Source organism: Casimicrobium huifangae (genome assembly GCF_009746125.1).
Lineage (GTDB): Bacteria > Pseudomonadota > Gammaproteobacteria > Burkholderiales > Casimicrobiaceae > Casimicrobium > Casimicrobium huifangae.
Window position 1 is genome coordinate 4,057,149 of record NZ_CP041352.1, and the last position, 26,936, is coordinate 4,084,084.

Annotated in this window: 20 protein-coding genes; 9 read left to right on the top strand and 11 right to left on the bottom strand. The window is 63.5% G+C overall.

The window, feature by feature from the left end; genetic code table 11:
* Window positions 1–249: 249 nt before the first annotated feature.
* From FKL89_RS18405 to FKL89_RS18415, 3 genes are read right to left on the bottom strand one after another with little or no spacing between them, the layout of a single operon-like run.
* Window positions 250–1,884 carry a hypothetical protein gene (locus FKL89_RS18405; protein WP_156864178.1) on the bottom strand — a complete coding sequence of 545 codons (1,635 nt, stop codon included), beginning with the start codon at window positions 1,882–1,884 and terminating at the stop codon, window positions 250–252.
* A gap of 18 nt (window positions 1,885–1,902) precedes the next feature.
* The gene (locus FKL89_RS18410; protein ID WP_156864179.1) at window positions 1,903–3,594 is read right to left on the bottom strand and encodes an NHL repeat-containing protein; all 1,692 of its coding nucleotides are present in this window, start codon (window positions 3,592–3,594) and stop codon (window positions 1,903–1,905) included.
* Window positions 3,545–3,928 carry a hypothetical protein gene (locus tag FKL89_RS18415; RefSeq protein WP_156864180.1) on the bottom strand — a complete coding sequence of 128 codons (384 nt, stop codon included), beginning with the start codon at window positions 3,926–3,928 and terminating at the stop codon, window positions 3,545–3,547. Before FKL89_RS18415 ends, FKL89_RS18410 begins: the two co-directional genes overlap by 50 nt.
* Window positions 3,929–4,024: 96 nt before the next feature.
* Between FKL89_RS18415 and FKL89_RS18420 the strand changes: the two genes are divergently transcribed.
* The gene (locus FKL89_RS18420) at window positions 4,025–4,570 is read left to right on the top strand and encodes an ECF-type sigma factor (RefSeq protein WP_162527584.1); all 546 of its coding nucleotides are present in this window, start codon (window positions 4,025–4,027) and stop codon (window positions 4,568–4,570) included.
* Between the two features lie 122 nt (window positions 4,571–4,692).
* Entirely contained in the window at window positions 4,693–6,405 is a 1,713-nt protein-coding gene (locus FKL89_RS18425) for a delta-60 repeat domain-containing protein (protein WP_162527585.1), read from the top strand.
* A 41-nt stretch (window positions 6,406–6,446) separates the two neighbouring features.
* Here the strand turns inward: FKL89_RS18425 and FKL89_RS18430 are convergent, their stop codons facing one another.
* From FKL89_RS18430 to gpmI, 6 genes are all read right to left on the bottom strand, one after another.
* On the bottom strand, window positions 6,447–8,177 hold the full coding sequence (locus tag FKL89_RS18430) for an InlB B-repeat-containing protein (protein ID WP_156864183.1): 1,731 nt from the start codon (window positions 8,175–8,177) through the stop codon (window positions 6,447–6,449).
* Between the two features lie 251 nt (window positions 8,178–8,428).
* Entirely contained in the window at window positions 8,429–11,062 is a 2,634-nt protein-coding gene (locus FKL89_RS18435) for a serine/threonine protein kinase (RefSeq protein ID WP_156864184.1), read from the bottom strand.
* Between the two features lie 157 nt (window positions 11,063–11,219).
* A complete protein-coding gene (gene metH / locus FKL89_RS18440) occupies window positions 11,220–13,895 on the bottom strand; it encodes a methionine synthase (protein ID WP_156864185.1) in 2,676 nt (891 codons plus the stop codon).
* A gap of 52 nt (window positions 13,896–13,947) precedes the next feature.
* Window positions 13,948–15,147, bottom strand: coding sequence for an OmpA family protein (locus FKL89_RS18445; protein ID WP_156864186.1), 1,200 nt, complete (start codon window positions 15,145–15,147; stop codon window positions 13,948–13,950).
* A 27-nt stretch (window positions 15,148–15,174) separates the two neighbouring features.
* Entirely contained in the window at window positions 15,175–16,839 is a 1,665-nt protein-coding gene (locus FKL89_RS18450; RefSeq protein WP_156864187.1) for a serine/threonine protein kinase, read from the bottom strand.
* Window positions 16,840–16,929: 90 nt separating this feature from the next.
* Window positions 16,930–18,471 (bottom strand): 2,3-bisphosphoglycerate-independent phosphoglycerate mutase, encoded by a 1,542-nt coding sequence (gpmI, locus tag FKL89_RS18455; RefSeq protein WP_156864188.1) that lies wholly within the window; start codon window positions 18,469–18,471, stop codon window positions 16,930–16,932.
* Between the two features lie 98 nt (window positions 18,472–18,569).
* Here gpmI and FKL89_RS18460 point away from each other — a divergent pair, with 98 nt between their 5' ends.
* The 7 genes from FKL89_RS18460 (at window position 18,570) to FKL89_RS18490 (ending at window position 24,545) form a co-directional block, all read left to right on the top strand.
* Window positions 18,570–18,983, top strand: coding sequence for a rhodanese-like domain-containing protein (locus tag FKL89_RS18460; RefSeq protein ID WP_156864189.1), 414 nt, complete (start codon window positions 18,570–18,572; stop codon window positions 18,981–18,983).
* Window positions 18,984–18,989: 6 nt separating this feature from the next.
* Complete coding sequence (gene grxC, locus FKL89_RS18465) at window positions 18,990–19,247, top strand: glutaredoxin 3 (RefSeq protein ID WP_156864190.1); 258 nt, start codon at window positions 18,990–18,992, stop codon at window positions 19,245–19,247.
* 80 nt (window positions 19,248–19,327) lie between these two features.
* Window positions 19,328–19,807, top strand: a complete 480-nt coding sequence (gene secB / locus FKL89_RS18470; RefSeq protein WP_156864191.1) for a protein-export chaperone SecB — start codon at window positions 19,328–19,330, stop codon at window positions 19,805–19,807.
* Between the two features lie 20 nt (window positions 19,808–19,827).
* Window positions 19,828–20,289 (top strand): SH3 domain-containing protein, encoded by a 462-nt coding sequence (locus FKL89_RS18475; protein ID WP_156864192.1) that lies wholly within the window; start codon window positions 19,828–19,830, stop codon window positions 20,287–20,289.
* Window positions 20,290–20,451: 162 nt separating this feature from the next.
* Complete coding sequence (locus FKL89_RS18480) at window positions 20,452–20,655, top strand: dodecin family protein (protein ID WP_156864193.1); 204 nt, start codon at window positions 20,452–20,454, stop codon at window positions 20,653–20,655.
* A 1,057-nt stretch (window positions 20,656–21,712) separates the two neighbouring features.
* Complete coding sequence (locus FKL89_RS18485) at window positions 21,713–23,344, top strand: DUF1800 domain-containing protein (RefSeq protein ID WP_156864194.1); 1,632 nt, start codon at window positions 21,713–21,715, stop codon at window positions 23,342–23,344.
* 16 nt (window positions 23,345–23,360) lie between these two features.
* Window positions 23,361–24,545: a DUF1501 domain-containing protein gene (locus tag FKL89_RS18490; RefSeq protein WP_156864789.1), complete on the top strand. Its 1,185-nt coding sequence runs from the start codon at window positions 23,361–23,363 to the stop codon at window positions 24,543–24,545.
* A gap of 177 nt (window positions 24,546–24,722) precedes the next feature.
* Here FKL89_RS18490 and FKL89_RS18495 read toward each other — a convergent pair whose 3' ends face one another.
* Window positions 24,723–26,072, bottom strand: a complete 1,350-nt coding sequence (locus FKL89_RS18495) for an ATP-binding protein (RefSeq protein WP_156864195.1) — start codon at window positions 26,070–26,072, stop codon at window positions 24,723–24,725.
* A gap of 9 nt (window positions 26,073–26,081) precedes the next feature.
* Complete coding sequence (ompR, locus tag FKL89_RS18500) at window positions 26,082–26,789, bottom strand: osmolarity response regulator transcription factor OmpR (RefSeq protein ID WP_156864196.1); 708 nt, start codon at window positions 26,787–26,789, stop codon at window positions 26,082–26,084.
* Between the last annotated feature and the right edge of the window lie 147 nt (window positions 26,790–26,936).

Consider the following 26,936-nt stretch of genomic DNA (forward strand, 5'->3'; position numbering starts at 1 on the left):
TCCCGGGACGGACAACAGTGGCGAGGCTGGAACCCCGAGCCCTGCCATCACGACGCCGGTCACGCCGCTGTTTGCACAGGCGCGAACGAGTTGGGAGCGGGAAATCGTGGTTTGCATCGCGGCGTCCTTTCTGGTGCGGGGACAGGCCCGTTGGTTTGCGCTGTTGGCGCGACGGGCGGGTGCACAGGTAGTAATGCTACAACGCCGAAGCGGGGCTTGAACAGCCCCGTTTCATCAGAGAAGTCCTGCCTATAGGCTCAATTCGGTCCAGAACAGCCCGCGCACACCGCAGTGGCGCGCCAGATGGCTGGCAATCAGGTTCCAGTTGTTGCGCGTAGCGCCGGGGCTGAGCCGGATGCCGCTCAGTGCCCGCGAATCGTTGAAGCCGAGCAGGATTCGCGTCAGCAGCAGGCCATCAATCAGCGGGTGATATTGCCCGTCGCCGTCAAGGTCGGGGGTACATGCCGTGTAGCCAAACGGCCCGCCCTGATAACGCGCCAGACAGGCACTCTCCAGCATGCCACCCACGTTGCGCTGGCAACCACCCGCGAGCACCAGATTGCCGTCCGGTTGCAGCAGCATGGCGTAAGCGCGATCGTTGCTGGCACCGCTACCAAACGCAGTGGCAATGACACCAGTCCCGTCGGTGTTGCCAGCGATGGCGCGATCCTGTTGCCCCTCCGGCAGCAACCGGACCCAGCAGAAATCCTCCGCCGTGGTCGCGTTGCCCATACCGCAACTGCCGGCGGCGATGATGCGGCCATCAGGCTGCACCACGATGCTGCGCACGACGTCGTCGAGCGCGCCAAAGCCCATTGGAAGCGTCAGCTTGCCGGTTCCGTTGAAAGTGGTATCGAGCGTCGCCGTCGCCGGATCAACGCGGATCAGGCAGAAGTCGAAACCGGTCGCCGCCTGCGCGTAGCAACTACCGCCGAGCAGCACCTTGCCGTCCGGTTGCAGTGCCATCGCGTAGGCGTAGTCGGCCGCGTTGCCCGGGCCGACAGCGAACGAGGCCTTGCCGCCGGTGCCGAAGCTGGTGTCGAGTACACCATCGGCGCTGAAGCGCATCAGGCAAAGGTCAACGCCCGTTGCGGTCATGGTGTCGCAGTGGCCGCCGGCCAGCAGCCTTCCGTCGCCGAGCTTGATCAGTCCAGTCAGCACGTCACTCTGGCCGCCTGGTGTGCTGGCAACGTAGCTGGTGAAGGTGAGACCGTTGTTGCCGAAACTGCGGTCAAGTTTGCCGTCGCGCTCGTAGCGGGCGAGGCAGAAGTTGACGCCGGTCACCGTCGCATAGTCGCAAGGTCCGCCCAGGATGATGCGTCCGCCCGGTTCGAGCACGATGGCATTGGCGCTGTCAGCATTGGCAGGGCTGACCGAGGTGGTAACCCAACCGCTCAGGCCAAAACCGCCATCAAGGGTGCCAAAGCTGTCGAGGCGCACCATGCAGAAGTCGGCGCCGGTGGCAGGCATTTCGCACTGCCCGGCGACCACGAGATTGCCTGTCGGCTCAATCGCGATGGCGTTCGGTATCGCGTAGCCGCCGCCATTGGTCGGACTGATACGCACGCGGCCGCTGTTGCCGAACGGCAAGTCAAGACTGCCGTTGGCGTTGAAACGCGCAACGCAAAAAAACGGTTGCGACAGATTGAGCGTACAGGCAGCAGCGATCACCAGCCTGCCGTCGGGTTGCCGCACCATCGCACGCACGCTGACGATGTCGTAGCCCAGCGTGTCGATCACTCGCCCGCCGGTACCGAATGTGGTGTCCAGCTCGCCGGGCAGAGCCAGTGCGACGGCGCCGCTGAAAGCGACTACCAGCCCGGTGAGCGTTTGCAACAGGTGTAGCAATAGCGGGGAACGGGAACGCGTGGTTGGTTTCATCATCGCAATGTCCTCGCGGCGCTAGGGTGCGACGCCGAAGCCACACTGTTCGATGGCGTGGCGACGAATGAGCGCTGCGCTATTGCGCACTGCCGCCGGCGGAAAGTTGATGCCCTGCACAGCAGCGTTGCTGCTGACGCCGAACATCAGGCGGGTGAACAGCAGCGCATCGGTGTCAGCGCGGGCGACACCGTCGCCATCGAGGTCGAGGCTGCAGCGGCGATAGCCAAGCGGGCCACCGGCCAGCGCGATTACGCAGGCGTCGGCGCTCAAGGTTCCGGTGTTGCCACAGGCTGCTGCGACCAGCAGGCGTCCGCCCGGCTGCATGGCCAGCGCGAACGCCGCCTCCTGCAGGGTGGCGCTCGGTGACGTCGGATAAATGATCGCGACGCCGTTGCTGCCAAAGGAGGCATCCGTCTGCCCCTCGGGCAGATAACGGGCAACGCAGATGTCGGCGTCGGCCGCTGGCGTGACTTTCTGGCAAATGCCGGCGGCGACGATGCGGCCATCAGGTTGCAGCACCAGCGAGCGGATCGCACTGACGGGATGGGTTGCGGGCGCGGTCACCACCTTGCCGCTGGCAGCGAACGCCGCATCAAAAGTCGTGTCGGGGCTGCCGTTACCTAAGTAGCGGGCCAGGCACAGGCCATACACATTGGGTGAGATGCGGCAGCTACCGGCAGCGAGCAGCTTGCCATCCGGTTGCACCAGCAAGGCATTGGCGGCGTCGTCCAGTTTGTCGGCAGCGAAACTCGTTGATACCCAGCCCGTGCCTGGTCCGAAATTGGTGTCGAGCGCGCCTGCTGCGCCCAAGCGCGCGACGCAGAAGTCGAGCGCGGTATCGAGGTTGGGGTGGCAACTACCGGCCGTGTGCAGACGGCCGAAGCGGTCAGTCGCCAGCGCATTGATCGACTCCTGTGCCGCCGGATCGCCCGACATCCGGAAAACTTGAATGCCGCCGGTGCCGAACGTGGGCCGCGGCGCGCCCGTGACTGCATCGTAGCTGGCCAGACAAGAGTTGCTCGGCGCGCCACACTGACCGGCGACGACGATGTTGCCGGCGGGGTCTAGCGCAACGGCGTGCGCCAGATCAGAGCCAGTGCCGGCCGAGAGCGCCGTCAGCACGCGGCCGGCGTTGCCAAACGCGGTATCGGGCGTGCCGTTGGCGAGGTATCGCACCACACAGAAGTCGTAGCCGCCGGTGTCGCTGTTGCAGGTGCCGGCGACGACCACCTTGCCGTCAGGCTGCAGCAGCATGGCCTGCGGAATGTCGCTGCCGAAGCCGGGCGTAACGTGGGTCACGGTGAGGCCGGCGCTGCCAAAGCTCGTGTCGGCCTGACCGTTGCCGAGCAGCCGCATCACGCAAAACGCGGTCTTCTGCACCGAGATGCCGCGGCAGCCGCCGGCAAACAGTACCTTGCCATCGGGCTGGCTGACAATCGCCTGCGCCTGACTCAACTGGCCGCTGAGGCTCAAGAACCAGCGCGAGACGCCGCCGCCGAAACTGGCGTCATAGTCGGCAGGCGCCGCATGCGCGACACCAGGGATGGTGATCAGCGACACGTCGAGCATGGCGACCATGCAGGCAACGCGCGCCCACCGTCGCCAAAAGCAGTTTTTCTGATTCATGCCGGACAACAACGTGAACGGCGGCAGTTCTTGCTCACGCCACGCCATCACGCACCAGCCGCGCCATGCCGTGACAGTGAACATCGCGGCGACGCTGATAGGCAAATTGCGACCCGACCTCCGGCGCGCAGGGAGTGGCGACCAGCGCAAGGTTTTCCATCACCAGCAGCGTGCAGCGCTCGTATTCGGCATCGGAAAAATCTGCAACCACCAGCACGCGCAGGCGGCAACAGCTTTCTTCGTAAAGTGCCATTTGTATTGGGATGTCAGCGCCAAAATGCTTGAAGTCGGGTTTTTTCAAAACAGGCTCCCGTGCCCAATGTCGTGGTCGTTTCAGCAAAAAGCCGTTATGCTTTTTCACCGCTTGCTGCAGTGATGGCGCGCCGCGCTTCGCGGTAACGTCCATGCCAATGTCCATTCACTTGCGCCTTTGTTTGCATCCTTGTCACTGCAAACGCGGGACGCCGTCAGAATTGCTCATTTCACCGCCCGATCACGGGCCAACAGGTTGCCCTTGAACGATCCCGCTCCGCCCGTTTTCAACTTTGATGCCGCCGATCCGGCTGCCGCCTATCAGGCGGTATATGCCGAGCTCAAGCGGGTGGCGCGCAGCCAGTTGCGCAGCCAGTCAAATCTGACCGACCTCCCGGCCACCGTGCTGGTACACGAGAGCTTTGCGCGCATGGCGAAGCTCGGCTCCACGCTCTCGCGCGAGGCGTTCTTCAGCTACGCCGCCCGTGCCATGCGCAGCGTGGTGATCGACTATGTGCGGGCACGGCAGACCGACAAGCGCGACGGCATTGATGTCAGCCTCACGCTGGCCGGTGAGCTCGCGGCCCCGACGCTGGACAACGACCGCATCCTTGCCGTTGATCGCGCCCTGCACGAGCTGAAAGAGATCGACCAGCGCGCACACGATCTCGTCGAACTGCGCTACTTCGCCGGTTTCACGCTGGAAGAATGCGCCGAGCAGCTCGGCATCTCAATGGCCACCGCCACCCGCGACTGGCAGAAGGCGCGCGCCTTTCTGGCCGACGTACTGGAGCCTGGCGCACGCTAGCGGCTGGCCATCGTGCGCCGCGCGATGAGCAAATCGGTACCGTTTTGACGTTCTTTCAAATGGCGCAGACACCACGACGTTTGCTGCCCGTCTGTCTGAACCTCAAATTGGGAGCCGTTCCAATGCCAACCAGATACCTGCGGCGATCCACGTCGCCATTCACCGTTGCGCGCCAGTCATTCGCCGCACTGCTTGCGCTGGCAGCGGGTGCTGCGTACGCCATTGCTGGCAGCACTGACACTTCGTTCGCGGCAGGCGTGGGGCGTTACGCCTTCAACTTCAACAACTCGGCGGCGCAGGAGGCAAGAGCCTTGGCCGTGCAGCAGGACGGCAAAATCATCATCGTCGGCGGTTGCCATAACGGCATCGACAGCGACTTCTGCATTGCCCGCCTGACTGCCAACGGCGCACTCGACACCACTTTCGTCGGACCGCAGGGCAACGCTGGCGGCAAGTTCCTGCTGCCGATCGGCGATGGCAACGACGGCGCCGTCGCCGTGGCCGTACAACCTGATGGCCGAATCATCGTGGCCGGAACCTGTACCGTGGGAGCGGTCAACAAGTTTTGCCTCGCACGCCTGCAAGGCGATGGCAGCCTCGATACCAGTTTCAATGGCCCTGACGCCGCCGGCACCGGCGAGGGCAACGGCCAGGGCCGCTTCAGCTTCGGCGTCGCTGGTAGCGGGCCGGAGTCGCTGGTTGCGCTGGCGCTGCAGCCGGACGGCAAGATCCTGGTCGCCGGTACCTGCAGCCCGACGGGCGTTTCCCTGTTCTGTCTGGCCCGGTTGAACGCCAGCGGCAGCTTCGACAGCAGCTTCAACGGCCCCGACGCTGCGGGCACTGGTGCCGGTGCTGGCCACGGCAGATTTGCGCTGGCGGTCGGCGGTGGCCACAACGCGGCGTCGGCGATGACGCTGCAGGCCGACGGCAAGATCATCGTCGTTGGCTCCTGTCAGAACGGCGCCACCGCAGTGGATTTCTGCGCGGTGCGGCTGATGGCAGCCGACGGTCGTTTCGACCTCTTCTTTGACGGCGGCGACAACATCGTCACGCTCAATGGCAATGGCAAAGTCCTCATGCCAATCACGTCCGGTTCGAGCAACGACTTCGCCTCGACTGTGGCGATACGTCCCGATGGCATGATCTACATCGTCGGGTCGTGCTGGAATGGCAGCAACTACGACTTCTGCGGCACCCGGCTCGAACAGGGCAGTGGCCGCAGGATGATTTTCTACGGTACCGGCTTCAACGGCTTCGCGCAGCCTGTCGGCACCGGTGACGACTTCGCTACCGGCGTGCTGTTTCAGACTGACGGCAAGTTCATCATCACCGGTCAGTGCCTGAGCGGCTTGGTGTACCAGTTCTGCGCCGCACGCTTCCATGCCGACGGCGGGCTCGACGTATCGTTCGACAGTGTGCTGAATGGCGCCGGCCGCATTCTGCTGCCACCAATCCTTGCGGATGATCGCGCCAATGCCAGCGCATTGCAGGTGTCGGCCACCGTGAGCGGATCATCGAACTATCGGACTGAATACCGGCTGCTGCTCACCGGCAAGTGCACCCAGGGCAGCATCAGTTTCTTCTGCGTGACGCGACTGCTGCTGGGTGACAACGGCGCGCAGCAATGCGCGCTCGATATCGACGGCGATGGCCGCATGCTGGCCACGGTTGACGGGCTGATCGCGACGCGTCTGATGCTGGGCATCCGAGGCCCGGCAGTCATCGCCGGGATTACCTTTCCGGCCGGTGCAACCCGCAGCGACTGGCCAGCGATCCAGCGCTACCTGAGCAGCCAGTGCGGCGCGGTGCTGAGTCCTGATCTCGCGGCGCAGTAAGCGCTCGTACGCTTGCCGACGCGGCGCGCCACGATCTCTGCCTAACGGTGCCGGCGACGCTGGTGCCAGGCTGCAACAACAAGCAGCAGCGTCAGCATCAGCGCCGCTAACGACCCGCCAGTCGGCACCGCCACCGCAGTTGCCAGCGCGAAGGTCGCGGTCACCGAGCAGTTCGCGTTCACCACCCCGGTCACGTACTTGCCACTGCTGCTCAGCGTGCCGGCGCAGCCGGTGACGCTGGCAATCACGTAACCCGCGTCCGGCGTCACCGTCAGCTCGGTACGTCCGCCCTGTGCAATCTGGAACGGCGCGGCCGGCGAAATGCGGCCATGCGCGCCCGCGATCGGCGTGATCGTGAACTGCGGCGTGATGGCGGTGAAGCTGACGGTGATCGAACAGTCCGCCGTCACCGGGCTGGCGGTGGTGAACTGGTTGCCGCCGAAGGTAAAACCGTTGACGCCGCAGGTGGTCTGCGCGCTGGCGCGATAGCCCGGATCCGGCACTGCGGTGAAGCTCACATAGCTGCCGAACAGGATCGCTCGCAACCCGATCGGCGTGACCGTGCCCGGACCGGTGCTACTGATGGTCACCGCGAACATGGTGTTGTCAAACACCGGCGCCACGTTGCAGTTGGCGTTGATGAACACGATCGTGTAGCTGGTGCCCACCCATTGCCCCGCCGGGCAGTTGCCACCGACCACCACACCGTAGCCCGCATTCGGCACGATGGCGAAACTGGCGCCACCGTTGACACCGGCGAGCTGCGGCGTACCGGGGAATATTTCGCCATTCGGCGCTGCCACTGGTGTGACGGTGTAATTGACGCTGCAATCACGCGACCACGGCGCAACACCCGTCGCGGTGTCCCACGCCGCATCGCTGCTCACGGTCAGCGCATTCGGGCACAGACGCGAGTTGTTGGCGGTAAGGTTGTTCGGCGACGGCACCGCCGGGATGGTGCCGGTCAGCAGGTTGTTGCCGACGTCGATACCACCCAGACCGCTCAGCCCTGCGAGCGACGGCAAGGCGCCACTCAGTCGGTTGTTCTGTAGCGACAGGGTTTGCAGTTGCGCCAGTCCGGTCAGTGTCGGGATATTGCCGCTCAGTTGATTGCTCGACAGATCGACGCGTTGCAGATTGCCGAGTCCGGCAAGTACCGGAATGCTGCCCGACAAACGATTGTTGTTGAGCGCCACGGTGCGCAGTGCCGCCAGCCCGGTAAGCGCAGGAACGCTGCCGGTCAGGCGATTGTTGCTCGCCAACACAGTCTGCAGCGATGTCAAACCGCTCCACGAGCCGATGTTGCCATCAAGCTGATTGCGGCTCAGATTAAGCGTCTGCAATGCCGTCATGCCGGTGAGCGTCGGGATGCCGCCGGTGAGCCGGTTGCCGTCGGCAATGAAACTGCGCAGGTTGCCGAGCTGATTGATTGACGTGGGCAGCGTGCCAACGAGATTGCGTACGCTCAGGTTGATCTCCAGCACCGTCGTCTGCCCGGCATCGCAGGTCACGCCGCCCCACGCGCATTCGCTGCCAGCGGCGCCCGTCCAGGCTGGCGTGACGCCAGTCCAGCCGGCGCCATTGGTGGCACTGTAGAGATCAAGCAGCACTTGCCTTTCGGCGGCCGGGATGGCGGCAACGGCGCCCCACGTAATGCCGGCAAACGCCGTTGAAAGCAGGATTCGTACGAGGCGGCCAACCATCGACGTCGCACGCGGGACTCGGCCGGCACCGTCGAAATGTTGTTCAGGGGTGCGGCGACTGATCATCATCTTTTTAATGAAATCCTTATTGGATATGGGCTAAGAGCCAAAAAAGCACAATATCGACTTCCATGCCAATCGGGCAGCAAGCCCAATTTGAATAAGGCTTTCATCCAAAAGTCATATCGAGAAGTCCGAGACGGCTGCACGCTGCCCGATTCGCGCAGAGCTATTGGTGCAAACGCATTGCTGGCGAGAACTTGCTCAGGGGATGCGACGGCTGACGCCGTGCGCCGGTGACAACGCCCGGGAACGCGTCGCTATCGTTGCAGACGAGTGTCTGCGGCTGCGGTGGTGAGCACGTTGCGAAATATCTGTTCCGCTTCGCGACGCGCTACAGCGGATTCGTCGCTGGCTCCCAGCGTATTTGCTGCCTGCGCGATGACCAGCAAAAGATCGCCACGCCACAAGCACCGTAGCGGATCGTATCGCTGATGCCGCTGCAGATAGTCAAGCGCGTCGCGCGCACTTTTCCGCCCCAAAGCGGCATCGCCGGCCGCCAGCTGCAGGCGACTGCGTTCGAGCAGCAGCGGCGCGTAGTAGGGGCTTGGCGCGGAAACGTTTGCAGCAATCTCGCGAACGCCGGTTTCTATCGCCCGCATGGCCCTGTCGGCCTGCCCCGCTGCACGGGCGCTGCTCGCCGTCACCCAGTGCCGGCCGACGACCAGCTGTGGCGCCCGGTGCGCAACTTCGAAATTGCGGGCAGCCTCTGCTTCCAGCTTTGACGTGCATGTCGCATCGCCCTGCACCATGCACAACTCAAAGTGAGCCAACGCAATGCTGAGCGGCACCGGTTTGGACCGGTCAAGACTCGCCAATCGGGCTTCGAGCAATTCGCGAGCCCGAGCCACATCTCCGTGGGTCGCATAGCTGCGAATGATGCGTGACAACAATTGGTTCGGCAGTTGTTGCAGCGGGACTTTGCTGTTGGGCTTGATCTGTTCTTCAATGAAGCGCACGGCCGATCCCGGATCGCGTGCATCCAGTAGCGACGTCAGCCGCGTCACGTGGTCGGAAATGGCTTCCTGACCATCAGTCAGCGCGGCACTGCGAAAAAGTGGCCACGACTTGTCATGGGCTGCCAGCGCATCCGAGTAGCGCATGGCAGTGTTGTAGGCGAGCGAGATACGGTTCCATGCTGCGATTTCGTCCGCCACCGACGCCGACGCGAAGCGGTTGCGGCGGGCGACCAATGCATCCGCAGTTTTACTGGCCAAAGGCGCATCACCGGTGATCGTCGCCACCATCGCCTGATCCTGCAGAAGGTTGTCTTCCAGTTCACTGCGGCGGGGGTGCCTGTTCGGAATTCTTTGCAGCAGATCTGCAGCTTCTTTCAACGACCTGCTTGCATCATCAGTCTTTGCAAGACGAATCTGGATGTCGGCGAGAAACGATGTTGCATCGACCAGTTGTGCATCATCGCCAGCCTTTCTGGCCTGCTCGATTGCCTGCATTTGCGCCGCCAGTGCGTCCTCGCCGTGACCTCGCACAGTCATCAGATGTTCTGCCAGGCGCTGCGTCATGCGGGAGGCCGTGACGGGATCGTCAGCAAATACCGTGGGCACCTTCTGAATGCCAATCTTGAGTAGTTCCGCAGTCGTGATTGGCTTGTCGCTGGGCGCGTACTGCGACAGCAAATGTGTCACAAAGTCCGTCATCTGGCCGCGCAGTTTTGCCTCCTGCTCGGCGCGCTCCTTTTGGCGCGTCGCTTCGATGGTCTGCACCACTGACAGCGACAACGCCGCGATCACCGCCAGCGTGGTGAGCAGACTGGCGCCCACTGCCAGCCGGTGCCGTCGCACAAACTTGCCGGCGCGATAGAGGGTGGTATCTGGCTGCGCGGTCACCGGTTCGTGATTGAGGAAGCGGCGCAGATCGTCACCGAGTGCGGCGGCGTTGACATAGCGCTCCTCCGGCGCTTCGCTCACTGCCTTGGCGATGATGCTGTCGATGTCGCCCCGTACACGGCGAGACCAGGTGCTGCGCGTCGTCGAGGTCGCCAGCCGCTCCGAGGGGCGGGTGTAGTTCTCGCGGCTTTCAAACGGCGCGCCGGTGAGCAGCTCATACAGCGTGACGCCGAGCGAATAGACATCGCTGGCCGTGGTCATGCCGCTGCCGCGCATCTGTTCGGGCGAGGCATAACGCGGCGTGTAACCGATGCCCAGCATGCGGGTGACATCGGCCGCGACCACCAGCGGCTCCTCGTCCTCATGCAGCAGTTTGCCGAGCCCGAAGTCGAGCAGTTTCAGCTCGCCGCTGGCGGTCACCAGCATGTTGCCCGGCTTGATGTCGCGATGCAGGATCAACTGCGCGTGCGAATAGGCGACAGCATCCACTGCCTGGCAGAACAGTTTGATGGTGGCCTCGATGCCCAAGCCTTCACTGGCGCAGTACTCGCCGAGCGCAACGCCGTCAACATATTCCAGTACCAGGTAACGCGCGCCTTCGTCGGAGGTCCCTGCGTCCAGCAGGCGCGCGATGTTGGGGTGTGACAGCCGCGCCAGCAGTTCGCCTTCGCGGGCGAAGCGCTGCCGATTGGAAACATCGTGCAGCAGCGGCGCACTCAACAGCTTGATTGCAACCTGACCGTGATAGAGCCCATCCGCACGTTCGCCCAGCCAGACGCTGCCACTGCCACCGCGGCCAATCTCGCGGATCAGCGTGTAGGCACCGAGCCTGGCCCCCGACGTGCCGGGGGCAGCAGCGTTACCGTCGTGACCGGCCCAGGGAATGGGTTGCAGGCTGATCGCAGGTTGCGAGCGAATGCGCTCGACCAGCTTCGCAAGCTCGGGCTGCTCTTCCTGCAGTTCGCGCAAACGGGCATCAGCCTCCGTGGCTGTGAGTGCCGACAGTTTTTCAAATTCCCGGAAGGCCTGTGACCAGAGTTCCCGCACGTGATTCCCGCAAAGTACGCTGTGACTACCAAAACGTCAGAGCGGGAATTTTCTGCTCATCGGGAGCGGATTTGTATCCTTGATTCCTGCCTGCGCCCAAAATCTGCACCAGCGACGGTCGCACCCCGATCCGTTACCTGATGACGGGTGAAAGCGTCTACACCAGCGTGTTCAGCGCACGCGTCTGCGCCTCGACGTCTTCACCACGCCGCCGTGCCAGATCGGCAAACTGGTCGTCGCCAATCTTGCCAACGGTGAAGTACTGCGCAGCTGGATGGGCAAAGTAGAAACCGCTGACACTTGCCGGCGGCGTCATGGCGTAACTCTCGGTCAGCCCCATGCCGATTGCCGCCGCGTCAAGTACCCGGAAGAGATCGACTTTCTCGCGATGATCGGGGCATGCCGGGTAGCCCGGCGCCGGGCGGATGCCGCGATACTTCTCGCGGATCAGCGCCTCGTTGTCGAGGTGTTCGTCATGCGCATAGCCCCAGAACTCCTTGCGCACGCGCTCGTGCAGGTGCTCGCCGAACGCCTCGGCGAGGCGATCTGCAAGCGCCTTGAACATGATCGCGTTGTAGTCGTCGCCTGCCTTCTCGAAGGCCGCGAGGCGAGCGTCGCCACCGAGACCGGCGGTCACGGCGAAGAGTCCGAGGTAGTCGGCATGACCGCTGTCTTTCGGTGCGATGAAATCGGCCAGCGCGAAGTTGGGCCGCCCGGCTTCTTTCGCAGCCTGTTGACGCAGTGTGTGAAAGCGCATGGCGACCTGTGTGTGGGCGCCATCGGCGAACACAATGATGTCGTCGCCGTCGCTCTGCGCCGGCAACAGACCATAGGACGCATTCGCGGTAAGCCATTTTTCCTGCACGATGCGCTTGAGCATCGCCTGCCCATCGCGGAACACTTTCTGCGCCTCGTCGCCGACGATTTCATCATTGAGAATCTTCGGATAGTTGCCCGCCAGATCCCAGACGATGAAAAAAGGCGTCCAGTCGATGTAGGGCACCAGCGCCGCCAGCGGGTAGTCGCGCAGTTGGTGCACGCCGAGATGTTGTGGTGTCGGTGGCGTGTAGTGCTGGTATTCGCCCGCAAACGGGAAGAAGCGGTTAGCCCGTGCAACCTCGAGTTCAAGCAGCGGCACCGCCTTCTTGCTGGCGTGGCGTTCGCGAATGACAGCGTAGTCCGCCGCCGTTTCGGCAACAAAACCGGCCTTCATGTCATCACTCAGCAGCGCCGTGGCCACGCCCACCGCGCGCGAGGCATCGACCACATGCACCACCGGATTTTTGTAGTTCGGCGCAATCTTCACCGCCGTGTGCGTACGCGAGGTGGTGGCACCACCGATCAGCAGCGGTACATGGAAGTCAAGCCGGTCCATCTCCCTGGCAACATAGGCCATCTCTTCAAGCGACGGCGTGATCAACCCTGACAATCCGATGATGTTGGCGCCGGAATCCTTCGCGGCGGCAAGTATCTTGTCGCACGGCACCATGACCCCGAGATCGATGACCTCGTAGTTGTTGCACTGAAGCACCACGCCCACGATGTTCTTGCCAATGTCGTGGACGTCACCCTTGACGGTGGCCAGCACGATCTTGCCCTTGGTCTTGGCTTCGGTACCGAGCAGGCGTTTTTCTTCCTCGATGAAAGGCACCAGGTGCGCCACCGCCTGCTTCATCACGCGGGCCGACTTCACGACCTGCGGCAGGAACATCTTGCCCTGACCGAACAGATCACCCACGACGTTCATGCCGTCCATCAACGGGCCTTCGATCACCTGCAGCGGCCGCTCGAAACTCAGTCGTGATTCCTCGGTGTCCTCGACGATAAAGGTATTGATGCCCTTCACCAGCGCATGCTTGAGGCGCTCGTTGACGGGGAGTTCGCGCCAGCCGAGGTCTTCGACCTTGGCCTTGCCGCCGCCCTTCACCGTCTCGGCGAAGGCCAGCATGCGTTCGGTGGCATCCGGCCGGCGGTTGAGGATTACGTCCTCGCAGTGTTCGCGCAGGGCGGGCTCCAGCTCGTCGTAGATGCCAATCTGCCCGGCGTTGACGATGCCCATCGTCAGCCCGGCCCGGATCGCGTGATAGAGGAAGACGGTGTGCATCGCCTCGCGGACATGATCGTTGCCGCGGAAGCTGAACGACATGTTGGAGATACCACCCGATGTTTTGGCGCCTGGCAGGTTCTGGTGAATCCAGCGCACCGCCTCGATAAAGTCGACGCCGTAGTTGCTGTGCTCTTCGAGGCCGGTGGCGAGCGCGAACACATTGGGGTCGAAGATGATGTCCTCGGCCGGAAAACCGACGGTCTCCACCAGCAGCTGGTAGGCACGCGCGCAGATTTCGGTCTTGCGCTGATAGGTGTCGGCCTGCCCCTTCTCATCAAACGCCATGACCACGGCGGCCGCACCGTAGCGGCGAAGCAGACGTGCCTGACGAACGAAGTTTTCCTCGCCTTCCTTCAGCGAAATGGAGTTGACAACGCTCTTGCCCTGCACGCACTTGAGCCCAGCCTCGATCACGTCCCACTTCGACGAATCGATCATCACTGGCACCCGCGAGATATCAGGCTCGGTCGCGATGATGTTCAGAAACTTCACCATCGCGGCCTTGCTGTCGAGCATGGCCTCGTCCATGTTGACGTCGATGATCTGCGCGCCGTTGGCAACCTGTTGCCGCGCCACTTCCACAGCGCCGGCATAGTCGTCGTTGAGGATCAGCCGGGCAAAAGCCCGCGAACCGGTGACATTGGTGCGTTCGCCGACGTTGACAAAGAGGGAATCAGGGCCGATCGCCAGAGGCTCAAGGCCCGAGAGGTGCATGACGTAAGACATGCGCCTATTTTCTCATCAGCGCGGCATGCCGCGCGCAGCGACGCAGGCGCTGCTATGTGCAACTACGCACGCGGAACTCCACGCGGCGGTCGATGGCATCGGTGGCGTCATTGGCGCCGGTACCGACGATGGTGTCCTGAAACCCGCGCCCAGCCGCCTTGAATCGGGCGCGGGCATCGCGGGAGGTTTGCGCAATCAGCACCACGATGCTCTCGGCGCGCTGCTGCGACAAGCGCTCGTTGTAGTCCGCCGCGCCAGACTTGCTGGCGTGACCGGTCACGTCGACGCAACGTTCCTTGCTGGACACCACCTGCCCGATGGACTTGAGCCAAAGACGGTACTGCGTTGGCAAATCACCGCTATCGACAAACGTCGTGGCGCCCACCTTGAACAGCAATTTCACCGACAGGCTGCCGGCGTCGAGGCTGGCAGCGACCAGCTCGGCAAAGGCCTGCTCGGCTTCGGCCGTGCGCCCCTGCTTCCAGTAGGTTTGATACAGGCCGGTCAACGCGGCCGGGTGATCCTTCGACATTGCCTTGGCGCGCACGAAGGCTCGCTCGGCGTCGTCATAGCGCCCTGCTTCATAGGCAGCAATAGCATCCGAAACGGCGGACTGCAGCAGTAACTCGCCATCAATCACCCGCCCCTGACCGCCCACAGCCCCCACGCGCTCCTGGTGGCGCTTGTCGGTAAAGTACATGGGCGCATCCTTGAAGAACGCTGTCGGCTCGGCATTGAACTGTGCCGCATCGAGATAGGTGCGCACGCGGGTCAGCACGCGACCGGTGCTCGATTCCACCATCGCCACCTGCAGGCGAACCCATTTCCCCGGTTGTGTGGTCTCACCGGCCGCCGGCGTGGTGTGACTGGCAAGCAATGCCCATTGCGCAGTGTTGGCGCTGGTGATGTCGAGCGGCACGAAGCGAAGCGGCGCCATCGTTTGCGTCAGTGCGTCGGCCAACTGCCGCTGCAAAGCGCGCCCGGAAGTGGTGATTTCGGCGGACTGCGCGTTGAAGAATTCCTCAACCGGAACGGTCGGCTGGTCGGGGCGTGGCGTGTTCACCAGCTGCTCGACGACGGTGCGCGCCAGGAACGCTACGGCGCTCGCAGTGTCGGCGTGATAGCGCGTCTCGATTGGCGGCAATGGCTTGGGACCCGGCGGTGGTGGCGTCTGGCAACCGGACAGCAGCAGGGTTACAGCAAGCAGAACAGCAGGAAGCGCTGCGATGGTGAACATCTTGTTACGGCGCACGGGAATCTCCCTCGTGTTCGGACAGTGTCAGCGGCAGGCACGCAGACGGGCGTGTTCAGCCTCGGTCAACGCCACCGTGCCCAAGGATAGCTTGGTCAGCAGGCGGTCGCAATCGGCGTCACGCGCCGGGCGCGAGGGTGAGGGCGACGCCACCGGGCTTTCGCCTTCCGCGTCGGTAGCGGCCGGCGGGCGGGCACCTGGCGCCGGCTTGCTCTCCGCGTTGCCCTTGCGCGCCGGTGTGGCTGAACTTGTCGGCACAGTCGGCCGGGTGGTGGACTCAACAGCGGCGGTTGGAGCGGGAGAAACCGCTGGCGCAGGGGGCACAGCAGTCTTTGCAGCCTTGTCGGGCAACGTAGCGGCTGGGGATGAAGGCGTAGAGATGCCGTGGCCTTGCGTGGTGGGCTCGCTGGTTGGCAGAGCACTTGCCTTCGGGGTCGTTGCGGCTGGTGACGCCGTCGTGGTCGGGGCGATGACTGGTGCCCCCTGACCGACGTTACTGTCGCTGCCCGGTTTGCGCGTCAGAAGAGCAATCGCCGCAGCCGAAGCGGCCAACAGCACGACTACGATGACCCAGTACGGGCGACGCGGGCGGTCCATCCGCGTTGTTGCGGTCACAGCCTCGGGAGCAGGCTCCACCGCTAATGGCTTGGCGATGGCGCCATCCGCCACTGACGACGATGTCTGCGCCACCGTCGCAGGACGCGCGGTTATCGCGGCTGGTGGAGCAGGCTCCGCCGTAACCACAGGGTCAGCCACTGGCGCAAAGTAAGTCTGCAGTGGTGGGATCGGCGCCCGCAGCGACCACCCAAGTGCATCGCACAAGGCATCGACGCTGCGCAAGCGGTTCTCGGGCCGCACCGCCAGCGCCTGCTTGACCGCAGCAACAAAGGTCTCTGAATAGCGTCCGCGAGTCGTCTCGTCGAAGCTCTTGAGGCTGTCAAACACCATGCGGTTGACGGCCTGCGGTGGCGGCGTACCCATCGCCAGGAAGTACATCACCGCGCCAAGACCATAGACATCAGTCCACGGTCCCTGCTCCAGTGAGCCGTCGTCGGCATATTGTTCAATCGGCGCGTAACCGGGTTTGAGCACCGTGGTCAGCGACTGGGTGGCGCCCGCCACGACCGATCGCGCCGCGCCGAAATCAAGCAGCACCGGCGCGCCGTTCGGCATGATGAGGATGTTGTCTGGCGACACATCGCGATGCAGGATGTTCTGCTGATGCAGCTCGCGCACTGCGTCGCAGACAGGCAGCAGGTACGCCTGAATCTGCGCCTCGTCGTATCCTGCAGCCGCTTCCGGCAGTTTGCGCATTTCGCGCAATGAAGTGCCGGGGTAATAGCGCATCGCCATGTAAGCGGTGCCGTTCTGCTCCCAGACGCGATAGACCTCGAGCAGTGCCGGGTGCGAGAACTGCGCCTGCAACCGCGCTTCGCGCATGAAGCTGTGCAGGCCGGCAACAAAGCCGTCGCGCTGGCTCTGCGAGCGCGGCAACACGGCCTGCGTGGCACCACGCGCAGCAATGGCGCTGGGCAGGTACTCCTTGATCGCGACGATGCGATCGAGGCTCTCCTCGCGTGCCAGGTAAACAGTGCCAAAGCCTCCCGCGCCGATGACCCCGGTCGTCACAAAATCACCGAGGCGCGTGCCGGTCGGCAGCGCATCGGGAAACGCGTCGGTAGGCTCAGTCATTGGCGGTGATTGTCGGCGCAGCGAAAGGTCGGCGCGCGCATCCTATCACCGCCAAGCGCTGCCGGCGATGTGTTGTGACGTATCGCGAGGTTACGCGACGAGCAGGCTGCGCCCGGTCATCTCAGCGGGTTGCGGCAACCCCATCATGGCCAGCAAGGTCGGCGCAATGTCGCGCAGCGCACCGCCATCGCGCACGTTGGCTGGCTCCGGGCCGACATACACCAGTGGCACCTTGTCGGTGGTGTGCTGGGTGTGCGCCTGATTCGACGCTGGATCAAACATCTGTTCACAATTGCCGTGGTCGGCCGTGATCAACACCTGCGCGCCCGTCGCCCGCGCTGCAGCAAGCACCCGCGCGAGGCAGGCATCGAGTGTTTCCACCGCCTTGACGGCGGCGTCGAGCACACCGGTATGGCCGACCATGTCGCCGTTGGCGTAGTTGCAGATGATCGCGGCGTATTGCTTCGATTCGATCGCTGCGACCAGCTTGTCGGTAACTTCCGGGGCGCTCATTTCTGGTTTCAGGTCGTAGGTTTCAACCTTGGGTGACGGCACCAGCACGCGATCTTCACCTGGATAGGTCTGCTCGCGTCCGCCGGAGAAGAAGTAAGTCACATGAGCGTATTTTTCCGTCTCGGCAATCCGCAGTTGTTTGAGATGGCTCGCCGCCAGCACCTCACCCAGCCCGTTAACAATGGGGTCGTTGCGGAACGCCGTGGCCAGATGCGCATAAGCGTCGCCATAGTGCGACAGGCAGACGAAGCGCGCAAGTTTGGGCATGCGCCGGGCAAATCCGGTGAACGACTCGTCGGTCAGCGCGGTGGTCATTTCGCGTGCGCGATCAGCGCGGAAATTCATGAACACCACGACATCGCCATCCTTGATCGGCGCGCCGTGGCTGATGACGGTGGGCCGCACAAATTCGTCGCTCTCGTCGCGGGCGTAGGCAGCATCAAGCGCAGCCTTCGCGGTAGGGGCATGATGCGTTGCGGCAGCCTCGACCAGTGCGTGATAGGCAGGCTCGACACGTTCCCAGCGCTTGTCACGATCCATTGCGTAGAAGCGCCCGCTGACGGTAGCGATGCGGGCACCCGTTTCAGCACACACCGCCTGCATCGCTTCGATAGACGGCGCTGCGCTTTTTGGCGGCATGTCGCGACCATCAAGGATCGCATGCACGGCAATCGACGGCACGTTGCGCGCCGCGGCCATGCGCACAAAGGCGTGAATGTGGCGTTCATGCGAATGCACGCCGCCGGGCGACAGCAAGCCAATCACGTGTACCTTGCCACCGGACTGTACGGCCGCGTCGCAGGCGCCTACCAGCGCGGCGTTTTGCGTGAATTCGCCGGTTTCGATGGCGTGGTCAACGCGGGTGAGGTCCTGATAGACCACCCGGCCAGCGCCCAGGTTGAGGTGGCCGACCTCGGAATTGCCGAATTGCCCGTCCGGCAGGCCAACATGGTGCTCCGAGGCGTCGATCAGGCCGTGCGGGCAGTTGCTCCACAAGGCATCCCAGGTGGGCTTGCGGGCGAGCGAGATGGCGTTGTCCGCCGCTGGCTCACGGTAGCCAAAGCCGTCCAGAATCAGCAGGATGACGGGGTGCACGGTGGGGGCGGTCGTCGGGCTCATGGTGGTCCGGAATGGCGAAACACCTAAAATTTTAGGCTTCCCCGACGCGGCCGTTGTGCGCCGCGTCAATTCAACTGTCGCTACACGTCAGGTTTTCGATGCAATTTCTCTACAACAACTGGATGCTCGTGCTGATCATGTTCATGTCGGGCGCGATGCTGCTGTTTCCGCTGGTGCAGCGCCGGGCTTCGGGCATGACCGAAGTCGGCAACGTGCGTCTGACCCACTTGATCAACCGCGAGGGGGCATCCGTGCTTGACGTCCGCGAGACGCGCGAGATGGACGCCGGCAAGATCGTGGGCGCCATTCACGTGCCGCTGTCGCAACTGAAAGACCGCGCCGATTCGCTGGGCTGCGACAAGGACAAGCCGCTGGTCGTCTATTGCGCCCGCGGCCAGCGATCGGTGATGGCAGGCAGCACCTTGAAAGCTGCGGGTTACACCCAACTTTTCAATCTCAACGGTGGCTTCAAGGCATGGTCCGAAGCGGGGCTGCCCGTCGAGAAGGTGTAAGCAGCTATGGCAAAAGTGATCATGTATTCAACGGGGGTCTGCCCCTACTGCATCCAGGCGGAGCGGTTGCTCAAGGCCAAGGGTGTGGCCGACATCGAGAAAATCCGCGTGGATCTGCAACCGGGGCTGCGTGAAGCCATGATCGAGAAGACTGGCCGCCGCACCGTACCGCAAATCTACATTGGCGAAACCCACGTCGGCGGTTTCGACGACCTTTCGGCGCTCGACCGCGCCGGTGGTCTCGATCCATTGCTTGCCGCCTGAAGTCGCCATAACGTGACCTGTCCCGCGTCTTTGCGCCCGGCTAGAATGTCGGGTTAAACCTCGTTTTCTGAAAGCACATCATGGCCGACGCGCCCGCACAACAACAAGATCCAAACGCTCCGCACTTCTCGATCGAAAAGATCTACCTGAAGGACCTGTCGGTCGAAAATCCGAACGCGCCGCAGAGCTACCTGTGGCGTGAATCGCCCACCGTGGAGATCGGCCTTGAGCAGGACCAGTCCACCATTGAAGACGGCTTCCACAACGTCTCGGTCAAGGTGACGGTCACCGCCACCATCGCCGACAAGACGATGTTCCTGGTCGAGGCAGCGATGGGCGGCATCTTCCAGATCCGCAACATTCCGGAACCCGAACTGCAACCGCTGCTGGCCGTGCACTGCGCCAACATCATCTTCCCGTACGCCCGCGAGCTGATCTCTGACGCCGTGCAGCGCATGGGCTACCCGGCGATCTATCTGCAGCCAATCAACTTCGAAGCGATCTACCAGGCCCGCGTCCAGCAGCAGCTCGAACAGGCTGCAGCGGCAACCAAGCAGTAGTCACCTCCGGGCGAACAATCGTGACCAGTCCGCGCCAGCTCTTGCCGCTCGTTCTCGCGTTTGGCCTGAGCGCGGCTGCCGCAGTGGCGCATGCCGACTTCCGTCAGACCGTCGACAACGCGACGGTCGGTTACGAAGGTCCGTCGGCCAAGGCGACACGGCAATTCCTGTACAGCCGTGGTACGCCAGTAGAGGTCCTGGTGAGCATCGAGGGCTGGGTCAAGGTTCGCGATGCGACCGGCACGCTGGTCTGGCTGGAGCGCAAGGCGCTCGCCGACCGCAGCAACGTGCAGGTCAAGGTGCCGGTGGCCGATGTACAGGCGGCCGCCGATGCCGCCAGCCCCATTGTGTTCCGTGCCGAGCAGGGCGTGCTGCTGCAGCTCGTCACCCCGCAGCCGCCCAATGCAGGCGCCTGGGCACAGGTGCGCCACCGCGATGGTCAGACCGGCTTTGTCCGGCTCGACGCGGTCTTCGGCCTCTAGCCCCGCCCATTCTCCATTAGCAGTTGTGTGCACACCGGATAACTCCGGTTGTGTTGCTGTCGCATGTCTTTTCAGGTGAATGGCGATTGACGTTGTTGCCGTCCGGAGGTAGAACCGCGGCAGACGCGGGGCATTCCCGCGCCGCCAACGACAGGAGGCTTTATGAGCGTCGCTCGTGTCACCGAGATCACCGCATCATCGAAAAAGAGCTTTGAGGATGCCCTGAATACTGGCGTTGATCGCGCCTGCAAGACGTTGAAGAACGTCGAGGGTGCCTGGGTGCAGGATCAGAAGGTGATCATCAGGAAGGGCAAGATCGTCGAGTACCGCGTCAACATGAAGGTGACCTTCATCCTCGAGGACTGATTAGGGTCTGTTCACCTTATTTTCGCGAGTGCAGCGGTCGTATTTTCGATGCACGGTTAGGCGCGAAGGCCGCCGTGGTGCGGGCACGGAGCGAAGCGACAAGCTTGTCGCAAGGCCTTCGCAACAACACCGGGCGCCGCTTTTGCGTGCTCCGTGCGACACGCCCCTTCGGGTTGCCACGAGACGGCGCGTCTGCCGCGTCGCCCTGCTTGGCCGTGGAACCACCACGGCCGGCGCAGTGCTCCTTGCATCCATCGCCGTCTCGTGGCAACGCATCTCGCGAAAATAAGGTGAACAGGCCCTAGCCAAAAAAAGAGCCCGCAAAGCGGGCTCCGAGGGGATCACGAGAAATACACGCGGGGGCGACCGGGGGAGGAAAACACCCCCGCGTGGTCAGACAACAAGACGTGCCGCAGATACGCGGTCACCCAGCGCCGCGAGCTCGCGAAGCGCCTTGCTCTCACCGTCTTCGGCTGATGCGCCGGATGCGGGAGCAACGGGCTCCTGAGCTCTGTTCAGAGCGAACTCATAGGTACTGGGTGCAAACATATCCATGACTAACCTCACTGTGACGGTTGCTCATTAGCGGCTTCCGTGCCATTCAAATAAATAGACGCTGTATCAATGACTTATGCGACATGAGTTGGCAAATTTCGCTGGCACGCCACAGTTTTTCGCAGAAAACCCAATGAATCTGTCGGCACCCTGCGACAGACAATCAGCGCGCTTTCAGCAAGTCATTGATTTAATTGATAAAACAGCGTCTCAAATCGACGACAGGAGTTTTCCGGCAGGTACTGGGCAGTGGCTGGACAACACCTTACGACGACCAGACAAACGGCCATCGGCTGCCGTTCATCGGCCTTACGCGCATCCCCCCTTTCACCAGCTCACGCTCGATCAGCAGTCGCGTGTCAACGGCAAACCCGCGCCAGGCGTAACAAGTCCTTACACACTTGCCGTCGCGCAGCCGTAGCAATCGCCCGTTGCGACAGTACGATTGCGGCGTACCTTTCCGCGCTGTCTCAGGACGGCGCCGACTCCCGGAGCACAGCCCATGTCCACCCGTCGCCAGAACACCACTCTCATCGCCGCTCTCGGCTGGCTGCTGATCTGCATCGTGGCTCTGCTGCTTGCCGCGAGCGTGGCAACGGCGCAGACGGCGCGCGACGATAGCCCGATGGGATTCGACGATGCACGCCATCTGCTCAGTCGCACCAGCTTCGCGGCGCAAACGGCCGACATCGAAAACTATACCCGTCTGACTCGCGCCGAAGCCGTTGACCGTCTGCTGGCGGAGACAAGGCGACACGCGGCCTATCCGGCACCGGCGTGGACCGCGAAATACGAACGCGTTTACCGCCCTGACATGACGCAGGAGCAGCGCATGCAGGCCAATCGCCGTGAGCTGATCGAACGTGGTCTGGAGATTCGCACCTGGTGGGTGGCCGAAATGCTGTCAACACCGACCCCACTCACCGAGAAGATGACGCTCTTCTGGCACAACCACTTCGCTACCTCACAGCAAAAGGTCCGTTCGGCGCAGTTGATGTACCGGCAAAACGTGCTGCTGCGCAGCTACGCCCTCGGCAATTTCGGCGCGCTGCTGCGTGAGATCAGCAAGGACCCGGCGATGCTGGTCTATCTCGATGGCGCCCAGAACCGCAAGGGCGCGCCGAACGAGAACTTTGCCCGCGAACTGATGGAGCTGTTCACCCTCGGCGAAGGGCAATACAACGAGGCGGACATCAAGGAGGTCGCCCGCGCCTTCACCGGCTGGAGCCTTGAGCCGGAAACTGGTGAATTCCGCTTCCGTCGCGGCATCCACGACGATGGTGAAAAGACGGTGTTCGGTGCCCGTGGCCGGCTCAACGGCGACGATATCGTCACGCTGCTGCTGCGCCAGCCTGGTACCGGCGAATTCATCGTCGGCAAACTGTGGCAGGAGTTTGTGTCGCCGGAGCTGTCGCCTGCAGCGGTCAAGCGGCTCGCTGCGCTATGGCGCGACAGCAACTACGAGATCAAGCCACTGATGCGCGCGATGTTGCTGTCTGACGACTTCTGGTCGCCAGCCAATCGCGCCTCGCTGGTGAAGTCACCGGTGGATTTGGTGATTGGCTCGCTGCGCCAGTTCCGCTTCTCCGTGGAAGATCCGGCGCCATTCGCGATCATCCTGCGTCAGCTCGGACAGGATCTGTTCGGTCCGCCCAATGTCAAAGGCTGGCCTGGTGGCGAAGCCTGGCTCAACACCACGACACTGCTCGCCCGCAAAGGCTTCCTCAACCGCCTGTTCCGGGCTGACGAGATGCTGAAGCCGACGCTTGCGGCCGGCGACGACATGGCCGGCAAGCAGGACATGGTCGCCCAGCCTGCGGCTGCGCTCATTGACCGCGACATGATGGGTGAGCGCCGTCAGCGCGCGCAGACGCGCCTCGCCGTGCGCGGTGGCGCGGCGGACCGCCTGCCGCCGTTCGGCGTCAACAACCAGTTGCGCGGCCAGTACTTCTTCAATGCGGACGAGTGGTTCAGGCAGATGCCCGCTGCGATGCAAGGCGGACGTGGTGGAGACGACGACAAAATCGTTCGCACCCTGCTCGCCGGGCCGCCCGTGCAGGCGCCACGCGAGGTGCCGCATACGCTCGCGGGCCTGCGCACGGTAGCGCTCGATCCGATGTACCAACTCAAGTAGCGAGGCTGCCATGACCATCAATCGACGTGAATTCATCGCCGCCCTGAGCGCCGCAGCCGCTGCTGGCGTTGGCGTTCTTGCAGCTCCGGGCGCATTCGCCCAGAGCCCGACCACGACGGCGACCAGCCTCTACAAACGTCTGCTGATCCTGGTCGAGCTGAAGGGCGCGAACGACGGCCTCAACACCTTTGTGCCCTACGCTGACCCGGCCTACTACGCCCTGCGGCCAACCATCGGCATCAAGCGCGATCAGGTGCTGCAACTGAATGACAAATTCGGCCTGCATCCAGCGCTCGACCTGCTGATGCCGATGTGGGCAAAGGGAGAACTGGCCGCCGTGACCGGACTCGGCTACCCGCAGCCCAATCTGTCGCACTTCCGCTCCATCGAGATCTGGGACACGGCGTCGAACGCGAACGACTATCTGGCCGAGGGTTGGCTGGCGCGCGCCTTCGCCACGGTCGCGCCACCGAAGTCCTTCGTCGCTGACGGTATCGCCGTTGGCGGCGGTGACCTCGGGCCGCTGGCCAATGGCAGCCGGGCGTTGTCGATTGCTTCGACCGAGGCCTTCGTGCGGCAGGCGAAGCTCGCCGACCCGCATGGCCGCGCCAGCAACAAGGCGCTACAGCACATCCTGCGGCTGGAAGGCGAGGCGCAGTCGGCGGCGCTCAACATCGACCCGAAGGTGACACTGAAAACCGAGTTCCCAACCCACGCCTTCGGCCAGCAGGTGAAGACCGCGATGCAGGTGGTCGCCGCGTCACCGGGCGTTGCCGCGCTGCGCGTGGGGCTCGGTTCGTTCGACACCCATCAGGGTCAACCGGGAACGCAGCAGACCCTGCTCAAGCAGCTCGCCGAAGGCATCAACGCGATCCGGCAGGCGAGCATCGAGCTCGGCCGCTGGCAGGACACGGCCATCGTCACCTATTGCGAGTTCGGTCGCCGCGCGAAAGAGAACCAGAGCAACGGCACCGACCACGGCACCGCCAACACACAGTTCGTCATCGGCGGCGGCGTCAAGGGCGGGCTCTACGGCAGCCACCCGTCGCTGACCCAGCTCTCCGGTGACGGTAATCTGCTGTTCACAACGGACTACCGGGCGCTCTACAGCACGCTGCTGACGCAGTGGTGGGGCTTCAGCGGCGCGCAGAGCGAGAAAGTGCTCGCCGGCAAATACGCGCCGCTGTCACTGTTCTCCTGATTCCGTTGCGGACGCGCGGCATTCGTGTCGCTGGCGCGGCGCTATCAACTATTGAGCAAAAAGCTCATTGATACTGGCTCTGCTGGGTATTTCGCCTGAAGTCGACTTATGGCATTTTGTGCCGGTTAGCCCAATGCAAACGTCTTTTCGCGACAAAGCTGACAAGACCAACCGGTGCTACACACTGCTCGCCAGCGGCAAACGCACGCGCGCCACAGTCCCGCCGCCCGACCGTGGCAACAGGTCAAAGCTGCCGCCATGCCATTTCGCCAGCCGCTCCACGATAGCTAGACCGAGGCCGGCGCCCATCGTGCCGCCGCGCGCATGGTCACCGCGCACAAAGGGCTGCTTGAGGCGTTCGACATCGCCCGCGCTGACGCCGTCGCCAGCGTCGAGCACGTCAATATCAACCATCGCGCCGTCGCGCCGAACCGCCAGCTCGACAGGTGGTTTGCCGTAGCGGTGCGCGTTTTCAATCAGGTTCATCAGCATGCGCTCAAACGCCGCCGGATAGGCGTTGACAACGAGGGCCTCCGGCCCCGGCTGCCAGGTCACCGGCAGATTGCGCGACGCGGCCTTGTGCGCGATGGCGCCGAGCACGATCTGCAGATCGGCCTGCTCGGGCGCCTCTTTCGGCGTGCCGCGCGCGAAGTCGAGGAACTGGGTGACGATGCGGTCGATCTCGTCAATGTCGGCCGCCATCTCGTCGCGGCTTTGTACGTCGTTGACCGAGATTTCGCTGGCCAGACGCAGCCGTGTGAGCGGGGTGCGGATGTCGTGCGAAATGCCGGCCAGCATGGTGCTGCGATCCCGCTCCAGTTGCTCCAGATTGGCCGCCATGCGGTTGACGTTGCGGGCGACACGAGAAATCTCCTCCGGGCCATCCACGGGCAGTGGATCGGGGCGCTTGCCTTCCGCCACCTTGTCCACCGCGTCGGCGAGCTCGGCCAGCGGTTTCGCCAGGCGGCGGGCGAACCAGTAGGTACCGGCCAGCAGCAGCAGCAGCACAGCGCCCAGCGTGATCCACAGGCGGGTGGGCACTTCGCCGGAATCGACGTTGCGGATCGGGAATCCGGCCCATACGCCACGCGTATTGCCCTCCGGCCCGACATTGAGGCGAATCCACACCACCGGCTGGTCCATGCGCATGCCGAGCCGCACCTCGGTGTCCCGACCCAGCTGCTCCTGCAGTTTGTCCACCAGCGGCTGCAGCGCCGGACCGCGTGGCATCTGTCCGATCTCGGGCCGGCGATCGACCGGCACCAGCAGCGCCCCGTACTCGCGGCCGACCATCTGCAGCCCCATGAACGGGCGCCCGGAGCGATCTTCAGCCGCCATTTTGTTTAGCGCGTTACGCAACGCCTCGATCTGCGCGATCTTGGCCTCGGAGAAGTTGCGCGCGATCAGCCCGGCGCGGTCCTGCCGGAACAGCAGCACCATCGCCAGCACGGCAATGGTCAGCGCCACCAGCAGCAGCGCCACCATCCGCCAGAACAGGCTGCGCGGCATCGCGCCCAGCTTGCTCATCGCGATGGGTCAATCCGGCACGAACACATAACCCCGCCCCCACACCGTCTGGATGTAGCGCGGCTTGCCAGCGTCCGGCTCAACCAGCTTGCGCAGGCGCGACACCTGCACGTCCACCGCGCGGTCGAACACTTCGTGCTCCTTGCCGCGCGCCAGCATCGACAGCCGTTCCCTCGACAGCGATTCATGCGGGTGGGTGACGAACACTTTGAGCATCGCAAATTCGCTGGTCGTCAGATCCTGAACTTCCCCGGCGCGAGTGAGCGTGCGGGTGGCGAAGTTGACTTCGCAGTCACCAAAACTGACTGGCTGATCAGTTGACAGGGGCGCACCGGGGGCTGCCTCGGCAACGCGGCGCAGCACCGCATGCATGCGCGCCACCAGCTCGCGCGGGCTGAACGGTTTCGGCAGATAGTCGTCGGCGCCAGCGTCGAGGCCGTCGATGCGCTCGTCCTCCTCACCCTTGGCGGTGAGCATGATGATTGGCGTGCGGTCACCGCCACCGCGCAGGCGTTTGCAGACCGCGATGCCGTCCTCATGCGGCATCATCCAGTCGAGCACGATCAGGTGCGGCGGATCGCGCTCCAGCCGCCGCGCCAGTTCGCGCGCGTCAGGCAGGCTGGTCACGCGAAAGCCCTGTTCGGTCAAAAAGCGCTGCAGCAAATCACGCAGCCGCTGGTCGTCATCGACGATGAGAATATGGTGCGATCCACTCATGGCGGAAACATACCAGAGCCGCGCAAGTGCGGTGTGTTGCGCTTACAAGCGCTTACAAATGGGTTGCATGCCGGTCATGGCGCTTCGGCCAGACAATTGCGGGACAATTGCGGCCTGCACAACAACAAAAGTCGGGACAGGAGGTTC

Bases quoted from the DNA above. Each gene is read 5' to 3' on its own strand.
- FKL89_RS18405 (WP_156864178.1), bottom strand. From the start codon at position 1,884: ATGATGAAACCAACCACGCGTTCCCGTTCCCCGCTATTGCTACACCTG.
- FKL89_RS18410 (WP_156864179.1), bottom strand. From the start codon at position 3,594: ATGTTCACTGTCACGGCATGGCGCGGCTGGTGCGTGATGGCGTGGCGT.
- FKL89_RS18415 (WP_156864180.1), bottom strand. From the start codon at position 3,928: ATGGACATTGGCATGGACGTTACCGCGAAGCGCGGCGCGCCATCACTG.
- FKL89_RS18425 (WP_162527585.1), top strand. From the start codon at position 4,693: ATGCCAACCAGATACCTGCGGCGATCCACGTCGCCATTCACCGTTGCG.
- FKL89_RS18430 (WP_156864183.1), bottom strand. From the start codon at position 8,177: ATGATGATCAGTCGCCGCACCCCTGAACAACATTTCGACGGTGCCGGC.
- metH (WP_156864185.1), bottom strand. From the start codon at position 13,895: ATGTCTTACGTCATGCACCTCTCGGGCCTTGAGCCTCTGGCGATCGGC.
- FKL89_RS18450 (WP_156864187.1), bottom strand. From the start codon at position 16,839: ATGACTGAGCCTACCGACGCGTTTCCCGATGCGCTGCCGACCGGCACG.
- gpmI (WP_156864188.1), bottom strand. From the start codon at position 18,471: ATGAGCCCGACGACCGCCCCCACCGTGCACCCCGTCATCCTGCTGATT.
- FKL89_RS18460 (WP_156864189.1), top strand. From the start codon at position 18,570: ATGCAATTTCTCTACAACAACTGGATGCTCGTGCTGATCATGTTCATG.
- grxC (WP_156864190.1), top strand. From the start codon at position 18,990: ATGGCAAAAGTGATCATGTATTCAACGGGGGTCTGCCCCTACTGCATC.
- secB (WP_156864191.1), top strand. From the start codon at position 19,328: ATGGCCGACGCGCCCGCACAACAACAAGATCCAAACGCTCCGCACTTC.
- FKL89_RS18480 (WP_156864193.1), top strand. From the start codon at position 20,452: ATGAGCGTCGCTCGTGTCACCGAGATCACCGCATCATCGAAAAAGAGC.
- FKL89_RS18485 (WP_156864194.1), top strand. From the start codon at position 21,713: ATGTCCACCCGTCGCCAGAACACCACTCTCATCGCCGCTCTCGGCTGG.
- FKL89_RS18495 (WP_156864195.1), bottom strand. From the start codon at position 26,072: ATGAGCAAGCTGGGCGCGATGCCGCGCAGCCTGTTCTGGCGGATGGTG.
- ompR (WP_156864196.1), bottom strand. From the start codon at position 26,789: ATGAGTGGATCGCACCATATTCTCATCGTCGATGACGACCAGCGGCTG.